The organism is Paenibacillus litoralis (genome assembly GCF_046244365.1).
Lineage (GTDB): Bacteria > Bacillota > Bacilli > Paenibacillales > NBRC-103111 > Paenibacillus_V.
This window is the reverse complement of record NZ_CP176395.1, coordinates 8,127,832-8,148,830: the sequence shown is the minus strand read 5'-3', so window position 1 is coordinate 8,148,830 and position 20,999 is coordinate 8,127,832. Positions and strand designations below refer to the sequence as shown.

At 57.3% G+C, this 20,999-nt stretch carries 16 protein-coding genes; 12 read left to right on the top strand and 4 right to left on the bottom strand.

The window, feature by feature from the left end:
• Nucleotides 1-317 precede the first annotated feature (317 nt).
• Together ACKGJP_RS34200 and ACKGJP_RS34195 are read left to right on the top strand one after the other, a co-directional pair.
• Nucleotides 318-1,286, top strand: a complete 969-nt coding sequence (locus ACKGJP_RS34200; RefSeq protein WP_409343190.1) for a carbohydrate kinase family protein — start codon at nucleotides 318-320, stop codon at nucleotides 1,284-1,286.
• Between the two features lie 228 nt (nucleotides 1,287-1,514).
• Nucleotides 1,515-2,741, top strand: coding sequence for a DUF418 domain-containing protein (locus tag ACKGJP_RS34195; protein ID WP_409343189.1), 1,227 nt, complete (start codon nucleotides 1,515-1,517; stop codon nucleotides 2,739-2,741).
• Nucleotides 2,742-2,745: 4 nt separating this feature from the next.
• Here the strand turns inward: ACKGJP_RS34195 and ACKGJP_RS34190 are convergent, their stop codons facing one another.
• The 3 genes from ACKGJP_RS34190 to ACKGJP_RS34180 all read right to left on the bottom strand — a co-directional run bounded on the left by ACKGJP_RS34190 (nucleotide 2,746) and on the right by ACKGJP_RS34180 (nucleotide 7,108).
• Entirely contained in the window at nucleotides 2,746-4,800 is a 2,055-nt protein-coding gene (locus tag ACKGJP_RS34190) for a LuxR C-terminal-related transcriptional regulator (RefSeq protein ID WP_409343188.1), read from the bottom strand.
• Nucleotides 4,801-4,949: 149 nt separating this feature from the next.
• The gene (locus ACKGJP_RS34185) at nucleotides 4,950-6,428 is read right to left on the bottom strand and encodes a sensor histidine kinase (protein WP_409343187.1); all 1,479 of its coding nucleotides are present in this window, start codon (nucleotides 6,426-6,428) and stop codon (nucleotides 4,950-4,952) included.
• Complete coding sequence (locus ACKGJP_RS34180) at nucleotides 6,425-7,108, bottom strand: response regulator transcription factor (RefSeq protein ID WP_409347337.1); 684 nt, start codon at nucleotides 7,106-7,108, stop codon at nucleotides 6,425-6,427. The genes ACKGJP_RS34185 and ACKGJP_RS34180 overlap by 4 nt, the downstream gene beginning before the upstream one ends.
• A gap of 333 nt (nucleotides 7,109-7,441) precedes the next feature.
• Between ACKGJP_RS34180 and ACKGJP_RS34175 the strand changes: the two genes are divergently transcribed.
• The 8 genes from ACKGJP_RS34175 to ACKGJP_RS34140 all read left to right on the top strand — a co-directional run bounded on the left by ACKGJP_RS34175 (nucleotide 7,442) and on the right by ACKGJP_RS34140 (nucleotide 16,769).
• Nucleotides 7,442-8,020, top strand: a complete 579-nt coding sequence (locus ACKGJP_RS34175) for a ferric reductase-like transmembrane domain-containing protein (RefSeq protein ID WP_409343186.1) — start codon at nucleotides 7,442-7,444, stop codon at nucleotides 8,018-8,020.
• A 142-nt stretch (nucleotides 8,021-8,162) separates the two neighbouring features.
• Nucleotides 8,163-8,564 carry a hypothetical protein gene (locus ACKGJP_RS34170; protein ID WP_409343185.1) on the top strand — a complete coding sequence of 134 codons (402 nt, stop codon included), beginning with the start codon at nucleotides 8,163-8,165 and terminating at the stop codon, nucleotides 8,562-8,564.
• Between the two features lie 27 nt (nucleotides 8,565-8,591).
• A complete protein-coding gene (locus ACKGJP_RS34165) occupies nucleotides 8,592-9,605 on the top strand; it encodes an FAD:protein FMN transferase (RefSeq protein ID WP_409343184.1) in 1,014 nt (337 codons plus the stop codon).
• A 27-nt stretch (nucleotides 9,606-9,632) separates the two neighbouring features.
• Complete coding sequence (locus ACKGJP_RS34160; protein WP_409343183.1) at nucleotides 9,633-10,214, top strand: hypothetical protein; 582 nt, start codon at nucleotides 9,633-9,635, stop codon at nucleotides 10,212-10,214.
• Between the two features lie 85 nt (nucleotides 10,215-10,299).
• Nucleotides 10,300-12,093: an efflux RND transporter periplasmic adaptor subunit gene (locus tag ACKGJP_RS34155; protein WP_409343182.1), complete on the top strand. Its 1,794-nt coding sequence runs from the start codon at nucleotides 10,300-10,302 to the stop codon at nucleotides 12,091-12,093.
• 23 nt (nucleotides 12,094-12,116) lie between these two features.
• A complete protein-coding gene (locus ACKGJP_RS34150; protein WP_409343181.1) occupies nucleotides 12,117-12,851 on the top strand; it encodes an ABC transporter ATP-binding protein in 735 nt (244 codons plus the stop codon).
• Nucleotides 12,848-14,026 carry an ABC transporter permease gene (locus ACKGJP_RS34145; protein WP_409343180.1) on the top strand — a complete coding sequence of 393 codons (1,179 nt, stop codon included), beginning with the start codon at nucleotides 12,848-12,850 and terminating at the stop codon, nucleotides 14,024-14,026. The genes ACKGJP_RS34150 and ACKGJP_RS34145 overlap by 4 nt, the downstream gene beginning before the upstream one ends.
• A 172-nt stretch (nucleotides 14,027-14,198) precedes the next feature.
• Entirely contained in the window at nucleotides 14,199-16,769 is a 2,571-nt protein-coding gene (locus ACKGJP_RS34140) for a hypothetical protein (protein ID WP_409343179.1), read from the top strand.
• Between the two features lie 392 nt (nucleotides 16,770-17,161).
• On the opposite strand, the gene ACKGJP_RS34135 is transcribed toward ACKGJP_RS34140, so the two are convergent.
• On the bottom strand, nucleotides 17,162-17,521 hold the full coding sequence (locus ACKGJP_RS34135; protein ID WP_409343178.1) for a hypothetical protein: 360 nt from the start codon (nucleotides 17,519-17,521) through the stop codon (nucleotides 17,162-17,164).
• A gap of 218 nt (nucleotides 17,522-17,739) precedes the next feature.
• Between ACKGJP_RS34135 and ACKGJP_RS34130 the strand changes: the two genes are divergently transcribed.
• Both ACKGJP_RS34130 and ACKGJP_RS34125 read left to right on the top strand, forming a co-directional pair.
• Entirely contained in the window at nucleotides 17,740-18,102 is a 363-nt protein-coding gene (locus tag ACKGJP_RS34130) for an ArsR/SmtB family transcription factor (protein WP_409343177.1), read from the top strand.
• Between the two features lie 198 nt (nucleotides 18,103-18,300).
• The gene (locus ACKGJP_RS34125; RefSeq protein WP_409343176.1) at nucleotides 18,301-20,931 is read left to right on the top strand and encodes a heavy metal translocating P-type ATPase; all 2,631 of its coding nucleotides are present in this window, start codon (nucleotides 18,301-18,303) and stop codon (nucleotides 20,929-20,931) included.
• Nucleotides 20,932-20,999 lie beyond the last annotated feature (68 nt).

The window sequence follows — 20,999 nt, the reverse complement described above, 5'->3', positions numbered from 1 at the left end:
GGGGGGGCGAATAAGAGCCCCTGGAGGCTTCTAATTGGGGCGAAACGGCGGAAATGGCGCAAATAGAAGACGCTTGAGGCTCTTATTCGCTCCGAAACCGGCGGAACGGGGATCGCGCAGCGGAATAAGAGCCCCTGGAGGCTTCTAATTGGGGCGAAACGGCGGAAATGGCGCGATTAGAAGACGTTTGAGGCTCTTATTCGCTCCGAACCCTGCGGCGGAAAACGTTGGTAGTCGAGTGCTGCACGGTCGGGATTGCAGGAAATCGCCCCGCGCTTCATAATAGGGACAACGTTACTTCCGAGGAGGAGATTTGCATGATGTACGATGTCGTCGCCCTTGGCGAATATTTGATCGACTTTTTGCCGGCGGGCAGGTCGGAGGCGGGACAGCCGCTGTTCGAACGGAACCCGGGAGGAGCGCCGGTCAACGTGCTGGCCGCGCTCGCTAAGCTGGAGAAGAAAACCGCGTTTATCGGTAAGGTCGGCAAAGATCCGTTCGGCGAGTATTTGCGCGATGTGCTCCTAGAGCAAGGAATCGATGCGAGCGGGCTCGTATTCGCTCCTCGCGCGCATACCACGATGGCATTCGTCCAATTGGACGAGCAGGGAGAGCGCTCCTTCCACTTTTGCCGGCAGCCGGGAGCCGATCAAGAGCTGAGCGGGGAAGAAATCGATAAGCGTCTCCTGGAAAAGACGGCGATTTTCCACTTCGGTTCGATATCGATGACAGCGGATCCTTCGTATACCGCAACTTTGCAGGCGGTCCGGCATGCGAAAGCAAGCGGCGCCGTTATTTCGTACGACCCGAACCTCAGGCCGGCATTGTGGGAAGACGAAGCGCATGCGCGCAGAACGATCGAAGAAGGGTTTCTTTACGCCGATCTGGTTAAAATTTCGCAGGAGGAGCTGCTCTTCCTATCGGGCACCGGCGACCTGGAGGCTGGTTCCAAGCAATTGGCGGAACGGTTCCCGGCGCTGAAGCTGCTCCTCGTGACGCTTGGGTCTGAGGGGACCTTTTATTACCGTGGAACGGGAGCTTCCGGCCATGTCCCTGCATTCGAGGTGCGCACGGTCGACACGACGGGTGCGGGAGACGGCTTTTTCGGGGCGTTCCTGTATCGGGCTGCGGAGAGCGGCAAAGCTCTTGAAGCATGGGAGAAGCCGGAGCTCGAAGAAGCGGTCGCTTTTGCAAATGCTGCGGGGGCGCTGGCTACGACCCGAAAAGGGGCGATTCCCTCGATGGCGACGAAGGAGGAAATTACCCGCTTGATGGAAGGAATCTAAGGGGTTTCATGAATCGCGCAAGAAAGCTGCAGCCGCTCCCGTAAAGGAGGTCTGCAGCTTTTTTGTGCTGGAACCGATTCGTTCTCCACGCTGCTTGCGGTTTCACCCCGCCATTCACGCGTTTATCCCCAGGTATACTGCTTTTGTATCCTTGCGGATAATTCCGCCGCGGTTTCTTCAGCGGTATGGTATAGGGAGAAATCATTTTGCGTATGAGGTGAGTAGGAGATGCAAGCAAATCCGGTTCAATCGAAGGAACGGAACGTCGTGATCGACATCCTGAGGGGAGTGGCGCTTCTAGGGATCTTATTGATGAATTTGCCCGGTTTTTTTAGCCCGGCCTGGTTGTACAGCGTATACGGCATACCTGTAGAGCGCACAACTGCCGATAAAGCGGGCGACCTGATGATCAAACTGTTTGCGGAGGGAAAGTTTTTTACCGTCTTTTCCTTTTTATTCGGACTAGGGTTCTATTTGTTTATGAGCAGGGCGGAAGCCAAGGGGCTGAATTATAACCGGCTCTACTTCAGAAGAATAGCGGCGCTTGCCGTTTTCGGCGTCGTTCATTTTCTTTTCGGGTTTAGCGGAGACATTTTGCATTTGTACGCGTTCTCCGGAATGTTTTTGATGCTGTTCTACAAAAGAAAAAGCAAAACGATCGTTACCTGGATCATCAGTCTGGTGTTCGTTTGGGTCGGCTTGTTCGGCCTTGCCTTTATCTCGACGCCAGAACAAGCGCAGGAGCTTGCTCTCGAGGGACAAAAGCTGATTCCGGTCGTGGGCGATATCTACGAGCATTTGACGTATGCGAAGTGGATCAGCTACCAGCTGAACATGGTCGTCCCTGCCGTGACTCCGTTCGAGCCCATTTTCGCGCTGGCGGTGCTGGCTATGTTTCTGATCGGCGTTTACTGCGGGAAACAAAATTGGCTGGGCAACCTTACCGCTAACAAACGCTCGATCCGCAAGCTGTGGATCGTCAGCCTATGCATCAATGTCCCTTTCATGTCGGTCCTGGCTCTCATTCTGACCAAACGGATCGATTTCGGCTTTCGCCATGATTCGGTTGCTACCGTATTCGTCCAGCTAAGCGGGATTACCATGAGTATTTTGTATATATCTTCATTCCTGCTGCTCATGATGAATCCCAAATGGATCGTTCGTCTTCGGCCGATCGGCTATGTCGGGCAAATGGCGCTCACGAATTATATAGGCCAAACGGTCGTCTGTCTCGTGCTCGTTGTCGGCTTTCACCTCAAAGGACTAGGAGGCATACAGGCCATTCTGCTCTGTTTCCTGATTTATGCATGCCAAGTCTTGATCAGCACCCTATGGATGCGCAAGTTCCGATTCGGTCCGCTTGAATGGGTATGGCGTTCGTTTACGTATTTGGCCTTCCAACCGATGTCCGGGAAACCGGCCGGTTCTTCAAACAGCAGCCGTTTGGAAACGTAGCCCGTTAATTCGTTAAAAGCAGTCGGAGCAGTTCCTTGCGGTTGCGTATCTGCAATTTTTCATATACGGAACGAAGGTGTTTCTTGACGGTAACCTCCGATACGAAAATGCGGGATGCGATCTCCAGGTTCGACAAGCCTTGCAGCGTAAGGGCTACGATTTCTTTCTCCCTGTTCGTAAGGGCTGCCGTTATTTCCGATTTGCCGGGTGCGGCCGGCGCCGGTATTTCCGGTTCCGTTTCGGGCATCGGAAGGGGCGTTTCCTTCATTCCGGTATTCTGCAGCAGCCGGTTAAGCAAACCATCCAGTTTATCTCCGCGGGTGTCGAGCACGAACGTCGAGGTAGGCGTTACATCGTCGTAATAGTAATGCTTGACGCCCGCAACTTCCGCAAACCCCATATTTAGATGCGATTTGACGTACACCGGGTGAGGTGGAGGAGATGCGATCAATATACCGTCGGACACCATAAGGGTAAATAACAGATTTAAGGCCTCCATCGCAAGGGAAGGGTCCCCCGAATCGGAAATATCGATGAGCCGAATGAACCATCCCGCCTTGCGCCCGGAGGGAACGTCCAATTCCATATATTCCGCGGGAGAAAGGCTCTTTAGATAGGGCGACGCCAGCGGATCTTCCAGCAGATAAGGTAAGGTAGCCGAATGAATGGGAATGATGGCCGCTATACCGGCAACCTCGCCTTCCGTTGTACGCAAAAGTTTGACGATCTCTTCTTTCATTTGGAGATAGGATCGCAGAGGCAGTTCGTTCAGCTTGCACAGATCCATAAGAACGTCCATCTTCAGCTCGAGCGTTTCGCCCGTTGCAGGATCGGTTTCGGTTTTTTGGATCGGCCTGGCTTCGGCATAACGTTTGTGAATATAGCGTTCGGCGTCCTCTATGTTACCCGCGTTCAAGGGCTCCCAGAATACATGCCCCTTGACGGAGGGGGAAACGAGCCAGCGGATGGTGGCGTTGCCGATATAGGAAAACAACTCGCCCATCTCCCATACCGCGCTGCCGTCCCGCGGAACCTGCAAGATACGCGATACATAGAAAGAGGCGCAGCGCGTAAGCAAATGGCGGTAATGCGATGGCAGCCGGCTTTTAAGCAATTTGATCGTCGCTTCCCTCATTAGATCGTGCAGCGCCCAGCCGCGCGCCGCTTTGCGGACGAACGACAGCCGGCACAGCTGGCTAAAGCGTTCTTGCGGAATCGTCTCGCCGTTGATGGAAGACAGGGACTCGTAATCGAACTGGCGCAGGGTGGAGGCCACTTCCACCAGTTGGCGAAGCTGAGGATCCGGTACTTCGCGAAGCCATAGCTCCACCAAATGATCGAACCAGTCGCCGCCGCTGCCTGTTGCCCAATCATCGTTGTCGAAATCGGTCGCAACCGCTAGAGATAGCGCAAGCGGATGGCCTTTGGATTTGGACCATAAGCTTTCCTGTTTGTGCGCCGATTCGATTCCGCAACTTCGCAAATACGCAAACGCTTGACGGCGATCGAACGGAACGAGCGGAAAACGCTCGACTCTCTCCCTCCAGGCCGGTGAAAGCTGCCATTTCCCTTTAAGCGGAGTGCGGCCCGCTATGACGACCAGGATACGCTCGGGAAGCCACTGGATCAGATGCTCCATCAGCCATGGATCGAGATCGTCCATTTCCTCGTAGGTATCGAAAGCGATCGTAACCGGAGCCGTCTGCGCTGCGGTTTGCAATGCCGTCAGGCACGGTTCGGCCAGATTCGATGCATCGGCCGCAGGCGCATCCTTTCTGCCGCATTGCTGCAGCAGCTTCTTGCAAAGCTCATCGGCGGTATGATGGAAATCGCGGCTATCCAGATAAAGAAACAGGGCGCCGCCGTGTTGGACGGACATTCTGCGGAAGGCGTCGATCAGGGTGCTTTTGCCCAAGCCGCCTGTCCCGTACACGTTCCACACGTTTTTGCCGCATAAAGCTTCTCCGTTCAGAAAACGAAGATAACGCTCCAGCTGGCCTTCCCGTCCGACCAGAAAGTCGTCTTCCCGCTGCTGTATGCGGCTCAGTTGATCGTCCATGCAGCCCATGTCTCCCCGATTTCCAATTTTATGCATATGCTCTAAGTATACTATTAATGCTCCGCTCGGGTAATACCGGAGGAATCGGAATAGTAAAAGCCTCGCGCCGCGTTTAGCGGTTGCGAGGCTTTGGTTCTTTTACATCGGGGTCATTCGATGGCCGGCTGTCCGGGAAGCCAGATCCGGAACACGCTGCCTTTGCCTCCCGAGCTTTCCACCTTGATCGATCCGTTATGCAGGTCGACGATCGATTTCGTGATGGCAAGCCCGAGACCCGATCCTCCGTGCTTGCGGGCGCGGGAGGAATCGACGCGATAGAAGCGTTCGAACAGATGCGGCAGATGCTCCTCCGGGATGCCGGAGCCGTTGTCCTTCACGGATAAGGCGACGCCGTTCCCGCTGCGGTCGAGCGAAACTTCGACGATCCCGCTGATCGGGTCCGTATGCTGTACGGCGTTATGGAACAGGTTAAGAATGACTTGTTTGATTTTGTCCTGATTGAAAGGAATGTTTACGTCCGGCGCTATCTTGAACCGCACCTTCCGGTCTCCGGCCAGCAGCCGGAGCTGCGGCTCCATGTCGACGATGACGGAATCGAGAGATTCGACCTTCATATGGAACGTCGGACTGCGGTCCAACTTGGCCAGAAGCAGCAAATCCTGAACCAGCTTGTTGATGCGTTCGGACTCGCCGTACATGCTTTTTAAAGCTTTCTCCAGCTGCTCCGGATGCGAGGCGGCTCCGCGAAGAAGCACTTCCAGGAAGCCGTGAATGGAGGTCAGCGGCGTCCGAAGCTCATGGGAAGCGTCCGCAATGAACCGGCGCATATGCTCCATCGCTTCCTTCTCGGCCTCGAAGGACGATTGCAAGCGTTCGAGCATGCCGTTGAACGAAACCGACAAGCGGTCGACCTCCGTCTGTCCCTGATCAGGGGGAAGCCGTTCGTCCAACTTGCCTGCGTCGATGCTTCCCACTTTGTCCACGATATTGGAAAGAGGGACGAGCGTCCGCTTCAGTATCGGCAGGAACAACAGCAAGCCTCCTACCAAGGCAAGGATGGAGAGGGAAACGAAAATAAGCATCTGCTGAAGCAGCACGTCTCGGAGCGGTCCCGTCGGGGTGCTAACCTGCACGACGCCGATCATGTGGCCGCGCGGACCGATCGGCTCCAGAACGACGAGAAGCTCCGTGCCTTGCTCGTTCTTAACCGTCCGGAAGTTCGGCTTCTTGGTATCCTGCTTGAGCGCATTAGTATACACCTCGCTGGAAAGCCTCGGGATGCTCCCCGCTTTGGTATCTTCGGCAATAACGGTAAAGTCCCCGTCCCGGATTATCGCAAGCGACCAGTCGGGGAAGATGAAGCGGGACGGCCCCTCCTCCCTGGGCGAGGTATTCGGCCTCCCGTTTTGCGAGAACATGTCGAGCCGAAGCGTCCGGATCTGGTTCTGGATCGTCTCCGCCCGGTTTCGGTACAAGAAGGAATGCATGATCACGTATTGAAAGGCTCCGATCAGCAGCAGCAGCCCCAGCAGAATAAGTAAGGACCGGGAAAGCAGCTGATAGCGAAGGGAACGGGGGACCGACAGTCGCCGGACAAGCCGGTTTAAAGCCTGTCTGGCCGCATTCATGTCAAATCCATCCTGTAGCCGGAGCCCCTGAGCGTACGAATCAGCTTATGTTCTTTGTCGTTTAATTTATCCCGCAGCGAACGGATATACACCTCGACGATATTTTCCTCCCCGCCGAAGTCATAGCCCCATACTTTATCCAAAATCATCGCTTTACTGAGCACCAGCCCGTGATTAATCACTAGAAACTTAAGCAGTTCGTATTCCGTAGGCGAAAGCTCGAGCACGCGGCTGTCGTATACGATTTCTTTGCGGCGGTCGTCGACGCGAAACGCGCCCATCACAACTTCGCCGAGCAGGTTTGGAAAATGGTTGCGGATTCGCGCGTGAATGCGGGCGAGCAGCTCTTCGAAGCTGAACGGCTTGACCATATAGTCGTCGGCGCCCAGCGTCAATCCTTTGACGCGATCCTCCACTTCTTCTTTCGCCGTCAGCATAATCACCGCGATATTCCCCGATTTTTTGAGCATGCGGCATACTTCGAAGCCGTCCATGCCCGGCATCATCACATCCAGAATGGCGATATGCGGCTGAAATTGCTTGGCTAGCATAATGCCGGACATGCCGTCCTGTGCAGTGGCCACCTCAAAGCCTTCGTTCTGCAAGCCAAGCTCCAGAAACTGCAGAATCGTAGGCTCATCGTCAACAAGCAGTATTTTTACACCTTTTAGCTGGCGCAAGCGGATCACCTCGACGTTATTGTATACCTTTTTAAGGTTCGTATAAAAGACTTCTCCATCATTATCCGCCATCCACCTAAAAAGGGCCTGAGCGCAAGCTGAAAAATAGCTGAGTGCGGCCATTCTTTATTCCGGCAAGAAGAAGCGGGCAACCTTTCGCCGGGTGCTGCGCGGAAATCATTCAGCGAATACTCAGCCTGCGTTCAAGACGGGTTCAGGTAGCGGGCGCATACTGGAAAAGCAGCCGGAGAGGAGCACGGAGCAATGACGGCTCTAAGGCGGCGCAACAACGTGCTTATGCGCTTCGAAGGGAAATGAAGGAGGGAAATGCACATGACCGATTGGATAGTGGGATGGCCCACATGGGAAATGATTCGAACGCTTGGCATTACGTCGTACGTGCTGCTCTGCATCGGCATTTGTTTGGGCATTGCGCACAGCATGCCGATATTTCGCGGAAAGACGCGGGCGAACTTGTACCGGCTTCATACCGGAGCTACCATCGGGGGGACCGTGATCGGGCTGCTGCATGGCGCAGTTACCGTGATCGACGCGTATTTGCCGTATTCCTGGAGCGGCGTGCTGATTCCGTTCGCTGCAGGCAACCGCCCGTTCCTGAGCGGCCTCGGAACGCTTGCAGCGTACGGCTTGCTGATCGTTATTTTCACATCCGATATCCGAAGCAAGCTCGGCAGAAGAACATGGCGTCTTATTCACATGCTCTCCTACCCCATATGGATCATGGCTCTGCTGCACGGCCTGCTGCTCGGTTCGGACAGCGGCACCGCCCCGATTCGCGTCTTATACATCGTCTCGGCGGGAGCGATTCTATCGGTTACCTTGCTGCGCATCTTCATGCGGCCTGCAGGGCAAGCTTCGGCGCTTCGCTCCAAAGGCCACGCGGGACGGTAGCCTGCGTCCTCTCAAAGGGGAACGCTTTCAGCAAACATTCAGCCGGCATTAATGTTTAACTCAGATTGCGCCTTCATAATGAGGGCATGGTTTGTATACGAACGTTACTGGAGAGCTATCAAATTAACGGGAGGTGCTTCCCATGAAAAAGGACAAATGGCTAAAATGGCAAATCGGCGCCGTCGGCGCGCTCGCGATCGGGCTGCTCTTTCAGCAGGTGAAGGGGAGCGCCGCTTTTGCCAAGGCGCATGAACAAACGCTAGCGGCCAAAAGCAAACAGGCCGATACCGAGTCGAGCGGGGAGCTCGCGCTGGGGGACGGCTTCGACAAACGTGCGGCGGACGGCGGTCAAACGGGCATCGGCGCGCCTCCGCGCGGCAATCAGGGGACGGAACGGGCGAACGGACCGCGGGCCCGGATGCCGGGCAATAGCGGCGGCGGTCAAGGACAGTCCGGCGATACGCAATTGACGCAGCCGAACGGCACCCAGCCGAATACGCAATCGCAGAGCGGAAGAACGCAGACGAGAACCGGCCGTTCGTAACCGGATTGCGGATAAGGAGGGGCTGCCATGACGGAAACGGCTGCAGGAGGAGTAAGCGTTCTTCATCAGTTCGGCTTTCGAGCGATGAACACGGACATCGACATCAGCTTCGTTTGCGCCGAGGAAGATGTCCGAAGTCTGGACATGCGGGCGCGCGGCTGGTTTCAGAACGTCGAGACGGCGTTTAGCCGGTTCTGGCCCGGCAGCGAGCTATGCCGCTTGAATCGGTCCGCAGGAAGGCGGGCGCTCGTCTCGGAAAATATGCTCGAGGTGCTGCTCCTGGCGGAAAAATACCGCGAAGAGACGGCCGGCGCGTTCAATCCTTTTCTGCTGACCGCACTGCGGAATGCGGGTTATGATGTATCGTTCGAATATATGGGCGGGACGAAGCCGCAAAGTCTGGAAGCGCCTGCCCGGCCGCTTGCGAATGCCGCGCATCCGATCGAGTTTGACGCCGGCATGAAGGCCGTCCGGCTGTCGCCGGGTACGGAGGCGGATTTGGGCGGAATCGCCAAAAGCTGGGCGGTCAAGCGTCTTGCCCATTGGATGCAGCATCAGCGAAAGCTGAAGCAGGGCATGGTGAACGCGGGAGGCGATCTCACGGTTTGGGATCACCGGAAGCGGAGCAGCCAGCCTTGGCTTGTGGGCGTCGAGCATCCCTGGAGGCCGGAATCGGATGCTGGCGTGCTTGCCATGGCGAACGGAGCCGCGGCTACCTCCAGCAAGCTCGGCAGGCGCTGGCTGACGGAACGCGGACCGATGCATCATTTGATCGATCCTCGCACGCTGCTTCCGAGCGAGAGCGATACGGTTCAGTGCACGGTGGCAGGTCCCGACGTCACGGCTTGCGAGGCTTGGGCCAAAGCGCTCTGCATTCTAGGCAGCGAAGAGGGGCTTCCGCGATTTCGGGAGAAGGCGCCGGCGTATGAGGCGCTTCTGTTTACCGACCGGAAGCAAACGATTTTCGCGGGGACGGGCGGATCGCCGGTTTGCGAATGGCGGGGGATTGCATTTGACCGCGTATACGGTACGGACTCATGAAGCGCAGCATCGGGAGGAGACGCCCTTATGATCGAATGGATGACAGCTCTGTCTACTTGGGATAGCATTCGGGCATTCGGCGTCATTTCTTATGTGCTGTTTTCTTTTGCCGTTTGCGTCGGCATTATGTGCGGCATCCCCGTATGGAACGAACCTGCGAAACGGTCTTTGTTATGCGTGCATAGGGGCGCATCCGCCGCGGGAGCGGCCATCGGGCTGTTGTACGGCGCAGCGGCGGCAGCCGGCGGGTCTCCCTCTTCATGGGAAGAGGCGCTGATTCCGTTTGCCGCCAAGAACGAACCTTTCGTAACCGGGCTGGGCATGCTGGCCTCTTACGGCATGATTGTTATCCTTTTCAGTACGGATATTCGCGGGAAAATGGGAAAGCGGGCATGGCGGACGGCACATTTGCTTCCGTATCCGATTTGGGTCATGACGCTCGTGCACGGATTTAGCGCCGTTGCCGACAGCGGCTCGCATCACATTCGGTTTTTGTACATGTTCTCGGCCGTCTCGGTTTTATCGGTTACGATGCTCCGGCTCTCGATTCACCCGGCTTCGCATAAAACCGTGACGAAACAAAGGAGGTCGATCCGCCGGCAAGATTGACGCAGGCCGGAAGGCAAAGCAAGACCGCAGCAATCGGAGCACGAGACATACCATTGTTCAGGCAAAGTCGGAAAGGAGAGCACAAATGGTGCGGAAGATCGGTAAGAAATGGTGGACAATATCGCTGGTTGTGGTCGTTTGCGCCGCAGCTACATACGGGTACCTGGAATACAAGCCCGCCAAAGCGGCTTCGAAACAGACGGAAACGGTGGAGACGATCAAAAAAGGCTCGATTCGCGTGAGCGTTTCGGGAACGTCCCAGCTGGAAGCCAAGGACGTGCAAAATATTACGGCTTCGGCGGACGGCACGATCAAAACGATGAAGCTGACCCGCAGCCTGTCGGTCAAGAAGGGGGATCTGCTGTTCGAAATCTCCAACCCGACGCTGGAAACGGCGCTGCAGGAATCCCAGGTTACGCTCGGGCAGTACGAGGACGACTTGAGCGACTTGCTCGCCCAGCAAAATCATATGAGCATCGCTGCAACGGCGAACGGAAAGCTGACGCTGTCCGGCAATATCGCGGCAGGCTCCAATGTGCAGAAAGGCGCGCAAATCGGAACGGTTTCCGATTCGTCGACGTTTACCGCGAAGGTTCCTTTCCTGTTAGAGGATGCCGTGCAGTTGCATAAGGGGGATACCCTGGAGGTGGCGATCGACGGCTACATGCTGACGAAGAGCGCTACCGTACAATCGGTAGGGAGCGATCCGCGGCCGGATACGAAAGGCAATAAAATGCTGGACGTAGACATCTCGCTCTCAAACGACGGTACTTTGACTTCAGGGCTGAAATTGAACGCCACGGCCGCCATCGGCGGACGCAGCGTCGAATCGAAGGAAAAAGGCACGCTGGATTACGCCAAGGTGGAGCCGATCTTGGCCGAGGCCGGCGGTACGATCAAGCAGCTGAACGCCAAAAGCGGCAGCACCGTCCGCAAAGGCGATGTCATTGCGGTTCTCGGAAACGATACGCTCCCGACCCAAATCAAGAACAAGCAGTCGCAAATCGAGCGGCAGAAGCTTACGGTTGCGGACAACCAGCAGAAAGTGGACGCCTTGAAGGTAACGGCACCGTTCGACGGCGTATTTTCTTCCGACTTTGCCAACCAGAAAGCGAACGTGCTCAACAACTATCCGGTAGGAGCCAAGGTGGCCTCCGGCACGCAGTTCGGGGCAGTGGCAAGCCTGGATACGATGCAGCTGCCGATTCAGGTCGACGAGCTCGACTTGCCGAACATTAAGGCGGGAATGAAGGCGTCGGTGAAAGTGGATGCTCTCTCCGGAAGATCGCTCGAAGGCGAAGTCGGACAGGTGTCGACAGTCGGTACGACGACGAACGGCGTTACCAATTACCAAGCGGTGGTGCTCGTGAAGAACGCCGATCCGAACAGCGCGCTTAAGGTCGGGATGACGGCGACAGGCGAAATTTTGATCCAAAACAAAACGGATATTATTACGATTCCGCTCGATGCGATGCAGCAGGCGCAAGGAAAACGTTTCGTGAAGCTCAAAAAAGCCGACGGAACAGTCGAAGAGCAGCATGAAATCAAAGTGGGCATTCGCAGCAAAACGGCGATCGAGGTAACCGAAGGACTCAAGGAAGGCGATCAGGTTGTCATTCCTGTCCGGCAATCGACGAATTTGAGCCAAACGGACGCGGAGCGTTTGCGCCAGCAGTTTATCAACAGCGGCGGATTCCAAGGCGGTCAAGGCGGCGCAAACTTCGGCGGTGCGGGAGGCGCAGGAGGCGGAACGGGAGCCGTGCAAATACAAAGGGACAACGTTGGCGGAGCAGCAGGGGGAGCTGGCGGCCAAGGAGCAAGAAACGGTGGCCAAGGCGGCGGTACCGGTGGAGCAGGTGGCGGCGGAGCCGGCCGTTAAGGATTGGGAAGGAGAGGATCCTTATGGACATGATCGTCTTGCAGGACGTCAAAAAAATATACTACCGGGGAAGCGAAGAGCTGCCGATTCTGAAAGGCATCTCCTTGAACGTAGCCAAGGGAGATTTCGTCGGCATCGTCGGCCCCAGCGGCTCCGGCAAATCGACGCTGATGAACATGATCGGGCTACTGGACGTCCCGACCACCGGCACGTATACGCTGGACGGCGTAGAAACCGAGCGGATGAAGGAAGATCAGCTCGCGGAGCTCAGAAACAAGAAGATCGGATTTATTTTTCAGCAGTTTAATTTGCTGCCGCGGCTGACCGCCGTGGAGAATGTCGAGCTGCCGCTGATCTATTCCGGCATGCCGAAGAAAATGCGGCGGGAAAAAGCGCTCGCCATGCTGGAATCGCTCGGCATGGGCGGGCGCGGAGGCCATAAGCCGAGCGAGCTTTCCGGCGGCCAGCAGCAGCGCGTTGCGATCGCCAGGGCGCTGGCGGGCTCGCCTTCCCTGCTTCTCGCCGACGAGCCGACGGGCGCGCTCGATACGAAAACCGGAGCCGAGGTGATGGAGCTCATGCTGCAGCTGAACGAGGCGGGCAACACGATCGTGCTGATTACCCACGATCTGCACATTGCGGCCAATGCCCGGCGCGTCATCTCGATTCGTGACGGCAATATCGTCAGCGACGAACGCCATTCGCCGGCGCCTGCCCCCGCTCCCGCTTCGTCCAGGCAAGAGGTGGTGATCGCGTGAACGTGCTAGAGCTATTCGGCATGGCGATGCGAACGGTCATCTCCAACCCGATGCGGACGATTCTTACGATGCTGGGCGTTATTATCGGGGTAGCGTCCGTCATTACGCTGGTCGCGATCGGACAAGGGACGTCCGCTCAGATCGAGAAGCAGTATGAAAGTCTCGGAACGAACCTGATCGTCGTCAACCTGCTCGGCAACGGACGCGCCCAGCAGCTCGATTACAACGAGCTGATGCAGATCGAGCAGCTGCCGGAGTTTGCCGCTTTCGCGCCGACGATCAACAAAGCGGGCGCGAACGTCAAATACGACCGCACCAAGAAGACGTATACGGTCATCGGCACGAACGACCGGTACTTGGACGTCATGAAGGCGGAGATGGAAACGGGCCGCTTCATTACGCCGGCCGACGTGGAGAACCGCAGCCAAGTGGCGATAGTCGGCAGTACCGTAGCCCAGGATTTATTCGGGTCGCTCAACCCGGTCGGCGAAGAAATCAATATCGACGGCGTCGTGTACACCATCGTCGGCAAGACGAAAACCAAAGGCTCGAATTCGACGGGAACGTCCGTCGACAACTCGATTTTTCTGCCCTTGATCAGCGCGCAGCGCGACTTTAAGCTTGGCAGCATTCGTACGCTCAATATCGAAGCGGCCGACAAGGACAATATTGCCGCAGCCCAGGCGACGATCGAAGCGTACTTGACGACGAAGTTCAAGAGCAGCGACGGCTACCGGGTCGTCAATCAGGATGAGCTGATGAACGCGCGGAAGGAAGCGTCAAGCTCCTTGACCAATCAATTGATCAGCGTAGCCTGCATATCGCTGCTTGTCGGCGGCATCGGGATCATGAACATCATGATGGTTACGGTCAGCGAACGGACGAGGGAAATCGGCATCCGCAAATCGATCGGCGCCAAGCGCAGGAATATCCTGATTCAGTTTCTAGTGGAAGCGTCGGTGATCAGCGGACTCGGCGGGCTGATCGGCTTGCTGGGCGGTATCGCGCTAGCGTTCGCCTGGCCTCATTTCAACCCGAGCCAAACGACCAAAATCTCGTTGGATGTCGGGCTATACGCCTTCCTGTTCTCGGTGCTTGTCGGTGTCATATTCGGCTTGTATCCGGCGAACAAGGCTTCCAAGCTGCGTCCGATCGATGCGCTTCGCACCGATTGAGACGGGGTTGCCGGGCTTCTATTTCTTTGGGTAACCGTTTCGGAGTTCCATGCAAAGGCGGAGGAAGAGGAACACGTTTCGGAGCTTCCCTTCCCTTTGCGGGCTCATGTAGCGGCAGGCTTGCCGCTTACGAAGTAACTTTTCCTGCGAAAAGTTTGAGGAGGATACATCAGTGGTAAAAAGACGAACTTTATTCATTCGACTATCCGTTGCCATGACGCTGCTCGCTTCCACCGCGGCTCCGCTTGCCACGCCGGCGGTATTTGCCGGGAAGGAAGGCGTGTTCGTGTCGAGCGACATTTATTTTACGCTGGACAACGTGGCGTTGTCGCCGGGCGCCGACGATCAAACCGTACGGTTCGGCATCGAGCTGGTCAACGGCTCGCAGTCGACGTTCGATTATAACGGCTACGGCGTGCGTCTCGTCGATACGAACGGAAACAGCTACTCCGCGCAGCTGACCGAGCGGTCGCAAGCGCGCGTTTCGGCGGGAAGCTCCTCCAAATACAAATATATCGCTTCCATACCGAAGAACATCGCGCCGGATCAGCTGAAGGTCGACATTTTCGCATGGGATTCCAGCCAAGCTTCCTACATGCGCGATCTAGGCATGCTGTCTGTGGCGGCCGTCCCGGTCGATCAGTCGCAAAAAGGGCAGATCGTCGTAAATTTGCAGGATGTGAACGCATCGCAGCCTGACGACGCGATCGTTTCCTTCGAGCTGGCGAACGGGTATAAGGCGTTTGTTAACGGGAGCTGGTATTTGTACGCGAACGTGATCGCGGAAAATCTCAGCTCCAGCAGCCTCAAGCTGCCGAGCGAGCTGTCGTTCGACATGAAGGATACGGAGGGGCTGACGTATGCTTTGTCGTCGGTGACGGGCGCGGACAAAACGCTGCTGCCGCACCAGCGCAGCATGCTCGTGCTGCAGCTCCCGCTCGGGGACGGAACGGCGAACGAGCCGCTTTTGCTGGAGCTGATCAAGAAGGCCGGCACAGCGGCCTCGGGCACCGGTGGGAACGGTTCTTCCCAGACCGGCAGCAGCGGAACGGGCGCTGCCGGCGGATCCTCGTCTGCCTCGACGGCGGCATCCGCCGATACGGATGCGGAAGTGCTCGGGACGATGAATTTGTCCGGCTCCATGAAGCAAACGAAGGCGGGCGACACGATCGCTTACCCGAGCGTCGGCGGCAGCGCGTTGTCGATGGTGACGGAGCGGTTTACGGTCGTTCCGATGTCGGAAGGCACGCAGGTGACGGGCATCTTCACGCTGAAGAACGAAACGGCCGGCGTACTCCCGGTGCCGAGCATAAGCGCGGGCTACCAGATATCCCAAAGCACTCTGTCCGCAGCCGCCGCCGACAACGCGGCCGGATCGCATCCGGCGTATTTGGCCGGCGGGGAAAGCACGACCTACTCGTTTACCGGTACGCTGCCTAAAGGCGTAGACGCATCGAGCATCCAGTTCGTCGTATGGGAGAAGGCGTCGGCCACGGCCTCGCTGCCGGTCAACGTAACCGAGGTTCCATCCGGAACCGGCTCCTCCGGCTCATCGTCCGACGGTGTGTACACATCCGTAGGGCGGCTTGCTTTTAAAGTGAACTCGACCTACCGGCTGTTGACCGAAACGGGAGACGACGTCGTCATGAGCGAGATCGAGGTGCGGAACAACGACAGCAAAGTGGTTACCTTGCCTGCGGCAAACGCCTTGTACGGCGGTCTGCATATCGGTTCTTACGATGCGTCCGGCAAAGCGATTTATCTGCAAAGCTCGCCCCTGCTGAATCCGGGGCAGGCTACGACGGTTTACGTGTATACGAAAATTCCTTACGATACTGCGCTGTCCTCCGGCGGCTCTGTCTACCTCGGCGCGAACGATACCAAAACGACTCCGGCGGCGAAGACGGAGTGGATCGAGCTTCCGTTCAGCGCTAAGCTGTCCGGGCCGGCGGAGGCAAGCTTAAGCGGCGAATGGATGATCAACAAGGCCGGCCAGCTGTCGACAGGCAAGGTTGTGGAAAGCAAAATTTACGACGTCGGCACGCAAAAAATGATGGCGGTCCGCATTTTGCAAACGAACAAAGCGACCCGCAACGGCTCCGTCGTTCCTTATGCAGGCTATGCGGCCGATGCCAACGGCAACGTTTGGACGCTTAAGGCTACGGAAGATACAACCAAGCTCGCCAAGGAAGGCCAAGAGCTGACGACTTTGTGGACGACGCTTCCTGCCGGCGTAAGCACGGATGGCTGGAACATGGTGTTCGGCTCCAAAATCGACGCCGATACGTTCACGAACCCGCAAAGCTATGCGTTCGCCGTTTCTCCGGAAACGGGTACGGCCGGCGGACAAATCAGCAAGGCGTCGCTCTATCCGTACGCGATTACGCTGCAGAACGCGAAGCTGCTGTTGAACGCCAACGCTACATACGAGCTGTCCTTCGACTACACGCAGGAAGGGCAGAGCGGGATCAACGGCGCAACCAAGAACCGTTCGATTCAGCTCGTGCTGCAGGACAACAACAATACGGCCGTCAAAACATGGGAGTATGCGCTGGAGAAACCGCAGACGACCGGCACGGGCACGTTGGCGGCGCTGGAAAGCGGCCAGACGAACAAAATGTCCGTGGCGCTTAATGCGATTCCCGATCTGTCTGCGCTAATCAACGGTCCGAAACTCGCCGTCTATGAGAAGTTCGAAGGCGGAACCCGGCTGATCGGCAAGATCTCTTTGTCTTTGTACTAGACGGGAGACTCGGTTAGTCTGGCTGTATTTAGACGATACAAGTCAGTCGGCATAGATGGCTGGCGGTATGTACGGTTCAAAGTGAATCTCGCGTCTGATTATGCAGAAATAACGGGTTTTCGAGGCGTTATAAGATCGGTTTGGCGGACGAAAGAGCACTTAGCGGACTTTGAGGGTCTTATCGGGGTCAAATCCCTCGTTCATGGGCTGGGACCACCGGAATAACGCCCTCAAAATCCGTTAAGCTTCTTTCGTTCGATGCACGTTTCGTCATAACGCCTCCGAAATCCCTTATTATCTTCATATTGGGTCGTTTAACCGGCCCAAGCAAAAAGACTGCCCCAGGTGTAACAGCCTGCCGGGCAGTCTTTTCGTTTTTTCGGGATATAGTGTTATTTTTTCTTCCGGTACTCGTTCATCTTCGTTTCCATCTGCTGCAATGCGGCTTCCGGCGAAATGACCCCCTTCACCGCCTTGTATATTTCCAGTCCGGCGATTCCCCGCAGCGCCCGAAAGTCGTCGGAGAAGAAGACGGCGGGCGTCTTCTCGGCGATCTCCACGAAAAACCGGCGCGTCTGCTGGCCCGCGTAAAAAGGCTGGGGCTCATCGTACATCGGATCGCCGTAAGCTTCCTTCAGGACGGGTAACATGTCCGTTTGCCGGTACATGTTGGTAACCCAGCTGGAAAATATCGGACTGCAGCAGTAAGCCAGCCTTACCGCCATATTGCGGCTTGGCAGAAGTGACTTCATCCTCCACCTCCGCACGAAAAAACGGTTCTCGTCAAGCGTGCCATCTACATAGGAGCGGCGCCTGGACGTTCTGCCGAGCATTCCGCCTGAGGCTGCAAGACTTGCTAATATTGTAGTTGAACTTCTTTCTATTGGGTAGCCGGGGCGGAGGCGAGTGGACGGCGCTCGCCGTTATTCTATATAATGGGGACAATGGTTGTAGTAGAGGCGGTGTAAGCTTGGATAAAACGGTGCAGGATCAATGCGACGATTCGTGCGGAGGCTCGGCGGACGCGGTCGAGGTCAGAGGCAAAATGATCGCCGACGACACGGCCGGCGGCTTGGCGGAACTGTTCAAGGCGCTCGGCGACCCGACCCGCGTCAAGATCATTTATGCGCTGCTGCAAAAGGAGCTGTGCGTGCATGATCTGTCCGTCGTGCTGGAGATGGGGCAATCGGCGGTATCGCACCAGCTTCGGTATTTGCGCAATTTGCGTATCGTCAAACGGCGGAAAGCAGGGAAGACGGTATACTATTCGCTCGATGACGGCCATATCGAACAAATCTTCGTGCAGACGCTCCAGCATTTAAAGCATGAATAAAGATGGTTGCCGGTGGGAACGTTTAGGATGGAAGGCGATGAAAGGGTAAGCGGTACGCTGCGGCGTGCCGCTTTTTGGCATGTATCGGGGAAATAAATACATGAATATTTGTTCATGTATGATTGACAAAATTTGCGTATGAGGCATATGATGGAGCAAACGTATGAATATATAATCATATATAAGGAGCGGCTCAAAATGGCTTCTAAACCTTCTCAAGGCAGCGATTCCGCCGCCAAGCACAAGCATACTCCTAGTCATGCAAAAGAAGGCGGGCCTAACCGCGGCTCGACTTGCGGTCATGATCACGAGCATAGCCATGCTCATGGCTGCAGCGAAGAGCACGACGCCGGCCAACGCGAACATAGTCACGGCTCGACATGTAATCATAGCCACGATCACGGTCACAGCCATGGCAACAGCAGTGATGATCATAACCATAACCATGCCGATCATAGCCATACTCATGCCTATAGTCATAATGGGGAGCGCGAAAATCGCCTCGTTTCGGCGCAGGACTCCTGCTGCGGGCCGCATAGTCATCCGCATGTTCATGACGCAGGGGAAGAACGGAGTCATCATAAGGAAAAGCCCGCTTGCGGATGCTGCGATCATGACGCTGGCAGACATGCGGCATCTGACGACGTTGCATGTGCGGCGGAGAACGGCATAGCCCTGCCCGGCTTGGCGGGGGCCGGCGGAGCTGAAGGTACCGTCAGCGTGTTCCGCATCGACGGCATGGATTGCGCCGATTGCGCACGCGGGCTGGAGAAGCGCGTCGGCGCGCTGGGCGGCGTTGCGCGGGTAACCGTCAATTTCGGCGCCGCCAAAATGACGGTGGAGCACGGCGGCAAAGCGGCCGAGGCGATCGTCCAAACGGTGAAGCAGGCCGGTTACGCAGCGTATGAGCAAAAGGGCAGAAACGTTCCCGCTGCGGATCGCGAAGCGTCGTTCTGGCGCAAAAACCGGAAAGCGGCCGGAACCGCGATTGCAGGAGCGCTGTTTGCGGCGGGCTGGCTGCTGGCGCTGACCGGAGCGGGTCCGGATGCATTGCCGAACATCCTGTATGCGGCGGCAATCGTCGCCGGCGGTTACCGGATCGCGAAGAGCGGTCTATACGGGCTGAAGTCGGGCACGATCGGCATGGATCTGCTGATGACGATTGCCGCGATAGGAGCGGCCGCGATCGGCGAATGGGCGGAGGGCGCTGCGGTCGTCGCCTTGTTCTCGCTCGGCGAGACGCTGGAGGCGCTCACGATGGACCGGACGCGCCGGTCGATTCGCGGCCTCATGGAGCTTGCGCCGAATGAAGCCCGCATACGCAGGGGCGAACGGGAGTCGAGCATGTCCGTCGACGACATCGTCGTAGGCGACGTCATGATCGTTAAGCCTGGCGAGAAGCTGGCCATGGACGGTACGGTCGTCAGCGGGCGTTCCGCGGTAAACGAAGCGCCGATCACGGGAGAATCGCTGCCCGTCGAGAAAGGCGCGGGTGACGCCGTTTTCGCGGGAACGATCAACGAATACGGCGCGCTTGAGGTGGAAGTGACGAAGCTTGCGAACGACAACACGCTGGCTCGTATCGTGCACATGGTGGAGGAGGCGCAGGCGCAAAAGGCGCCGTCGCAGCGGTTCGTAGACCGATTCGCCAAAATATACACGCCGGCGGTCATCGCCATCGCGGCGGTCATCGCAATCATTCCTCCTCTGCTGCTCGGCGGATCGTTCCAGGATTGGTTTTACAAAGCGCTCATGATGCTGGTCGTATCCTGTCCTTGCGCGCTCGTCATTTCCACCCCGGTTACGATCGTATCGGCGATCGGCCGGGCGGCTAGAACCGGCATTCTGATCAAAGGCGGAGCGCATTTGGAACGGCTTGGCGCGATTTCCGCCATTGCCTTCGATAAGACCGGAACGCTAACGGAGGGCAAACCGCAGGTAACGGGCATCTATCCCTTGCACGATCAAGCGGAAGGAGAGCTCCTGGCGCTGGCGGCAGCGGTAGAGCGGTACTCGGAGCATCCGCTGGCGAAGGCGATCGTGCGAAAAGCGCTGGAGGAGGGGCTGAATGTGCCGGGGAGCGGCGAATTCCGCGCCGTGCCGGGAGACGGGGCGGTCGCGCTCGTCGGCGGAAGGACGTATCGGATCGGCAATCCGCGCTGGGTCCGGCAGGAGCTCGGACTTTCGCCGGACTATGAGGCCGAACGGATCGCGGCGCTTCAGGATGCCGGTCAAACCGTCATGCTGCTGGCGTCGGAAGAACGAGCGGAAGCGCTGCTGGCCGTTGCCGACACGGTGCGGGCGAACAGCGCGGAGACGATCGGCCGGCTGCGTGAAGCGGGCATCGGACGCATCGTCATGCTGACCGGCGATAATGCGGGTACGGCGCGCAATGTGGCCGGGCAGCTCGGCGGCATCGACTACCGGGCGGAGCTGCTGCCGCAGGATAAAGTGACGGCGATCCGCGAGCTGCTGGAGCGGCATAACGGAGTGGCGATGGTCGGCGACGGGGTCAACGATACGCCGGCTCTCGCTTCGGCAACCGTCGGCATCGCCATGGGCGCGGCCGGGACGGACACGGCCCTCGAGACGGCGGATGTGGCGCTTATGGGCGACGATCTCGGCAAGCTCCCCGAAGCCGTAAGCATGAGCAGGAAGGCGCTGCGCGTGATCAAGCAGAACATCGCCTTCTCGCTGCTCGTCAAGGCCGTTTTCCTGGCGCTGATCGCCTTGGGGCATTCGTCGCTATGGCTGGCCGTGCTGGCCGACACCGGAAGCTCGCTGCTCGTCATCGCGAACGGGATGCGCTTGCTGCGCGCACCGAAGTAAAGGGCGATCGTCCGGAATTCCCTCCGGCTAGCCGATCGATTTCTGCAAGAAAGAGAAGAGGCAGCCCC

What these genes read in the sequence shown, in the direction of transcription:
- ACKGJP_RS34200 (WP_409343190.1), top strand. Translation starts at nt 318, where the DNA reads ATGATGTACGATGTCGTCGCCCTTGGCGAATATTTGATCGACTTTTTG.
- ACKGJP_RS34195 (WP_409343189.1), top strand. Translation starts at nt 1,515, where the DNA reads ATGCAAGCAAATCCGGTTCAATCGAAGGAACGGAACGTCGTGATCGAC.
- ACKGJP_RS34190 (WP_409343188.1), bottom strand. Translation starts at nt 4,800, where the DNA reads ATGGACGATCAACTGAGCCGCATACAGCAGCGGGAAGACGACTTTCTG.
- ACKGJP_RS34185 (WP_409343187.1), bottom strand. Translation starts at nt 6,428, where the DNA reads ATGAATGCGGCCAGACAGGCTTTAAACCGGCTTGTCCGGCGACTGTCG.
- ACKGJP_RS34175 (WP_409343186.1), top strand. Translation starts at nt 7,442, where the DNA reads ATGACCGATTGGATAGTGGGATGGCCCACATGGGAAATGATTCGAACG.
- ACKGJP_RS34170 (WP_409343185.1), top strand. Translation starts at nt 8,163, where the DNA reads ATGAAAAAGGACAAATGGCTAAAATGGCAAATCGGCGCCGTCGGCGCG.
- ACKGJP_RS34165 (WP_409343184.1), top strand. Translation starts at nt 8,592, where the DNA reads ATGACGGAAACGGCTGCAGGAGGAGTAAGCGTTCTTCATCAGTTCGGC.
- ACKGJP_RS34160 (WP_409343183.1), top strand. Translation starts at nt 9,633, where the DNA reads ATGATCGAATGGATGACAGCTCTGTCTACTTGGGATAGCATTCGGGCA.
- ACKGJP_RS34155 (WP_409343182.1), top strand. Translation starts at nt 10,300, where the DNA reads ATGGTGCGGAAGATCGGTAAGAAATGGTGGACAATATCGCTGGTTGTG.
- ACKGJP_RS34150 (WP_409343181.1), top strand. Translation starts at nt 12,117, where the DNA reads ATGGACATGATCGTCTTGCAGGACGTCAAAAAAATATACTACCGGGGA.
- ACKGJP_RS34135 (WP_409343178.1), bottom strand. Translation starts at nt 17,521, where the DNA reads ATGAAGTCACTTCTGCCAAGCCGCAATATGGCGGTAAGGCTGGCTTAC.
- ACKGJP_RS34125 (WP_409343176.1), top strand. Translation starts at nt 18,301, where the DNA reads ATGGCTTCTAAACCTTCTCAAGGCAGCGATTCCGCCGCCAAGCACAAG.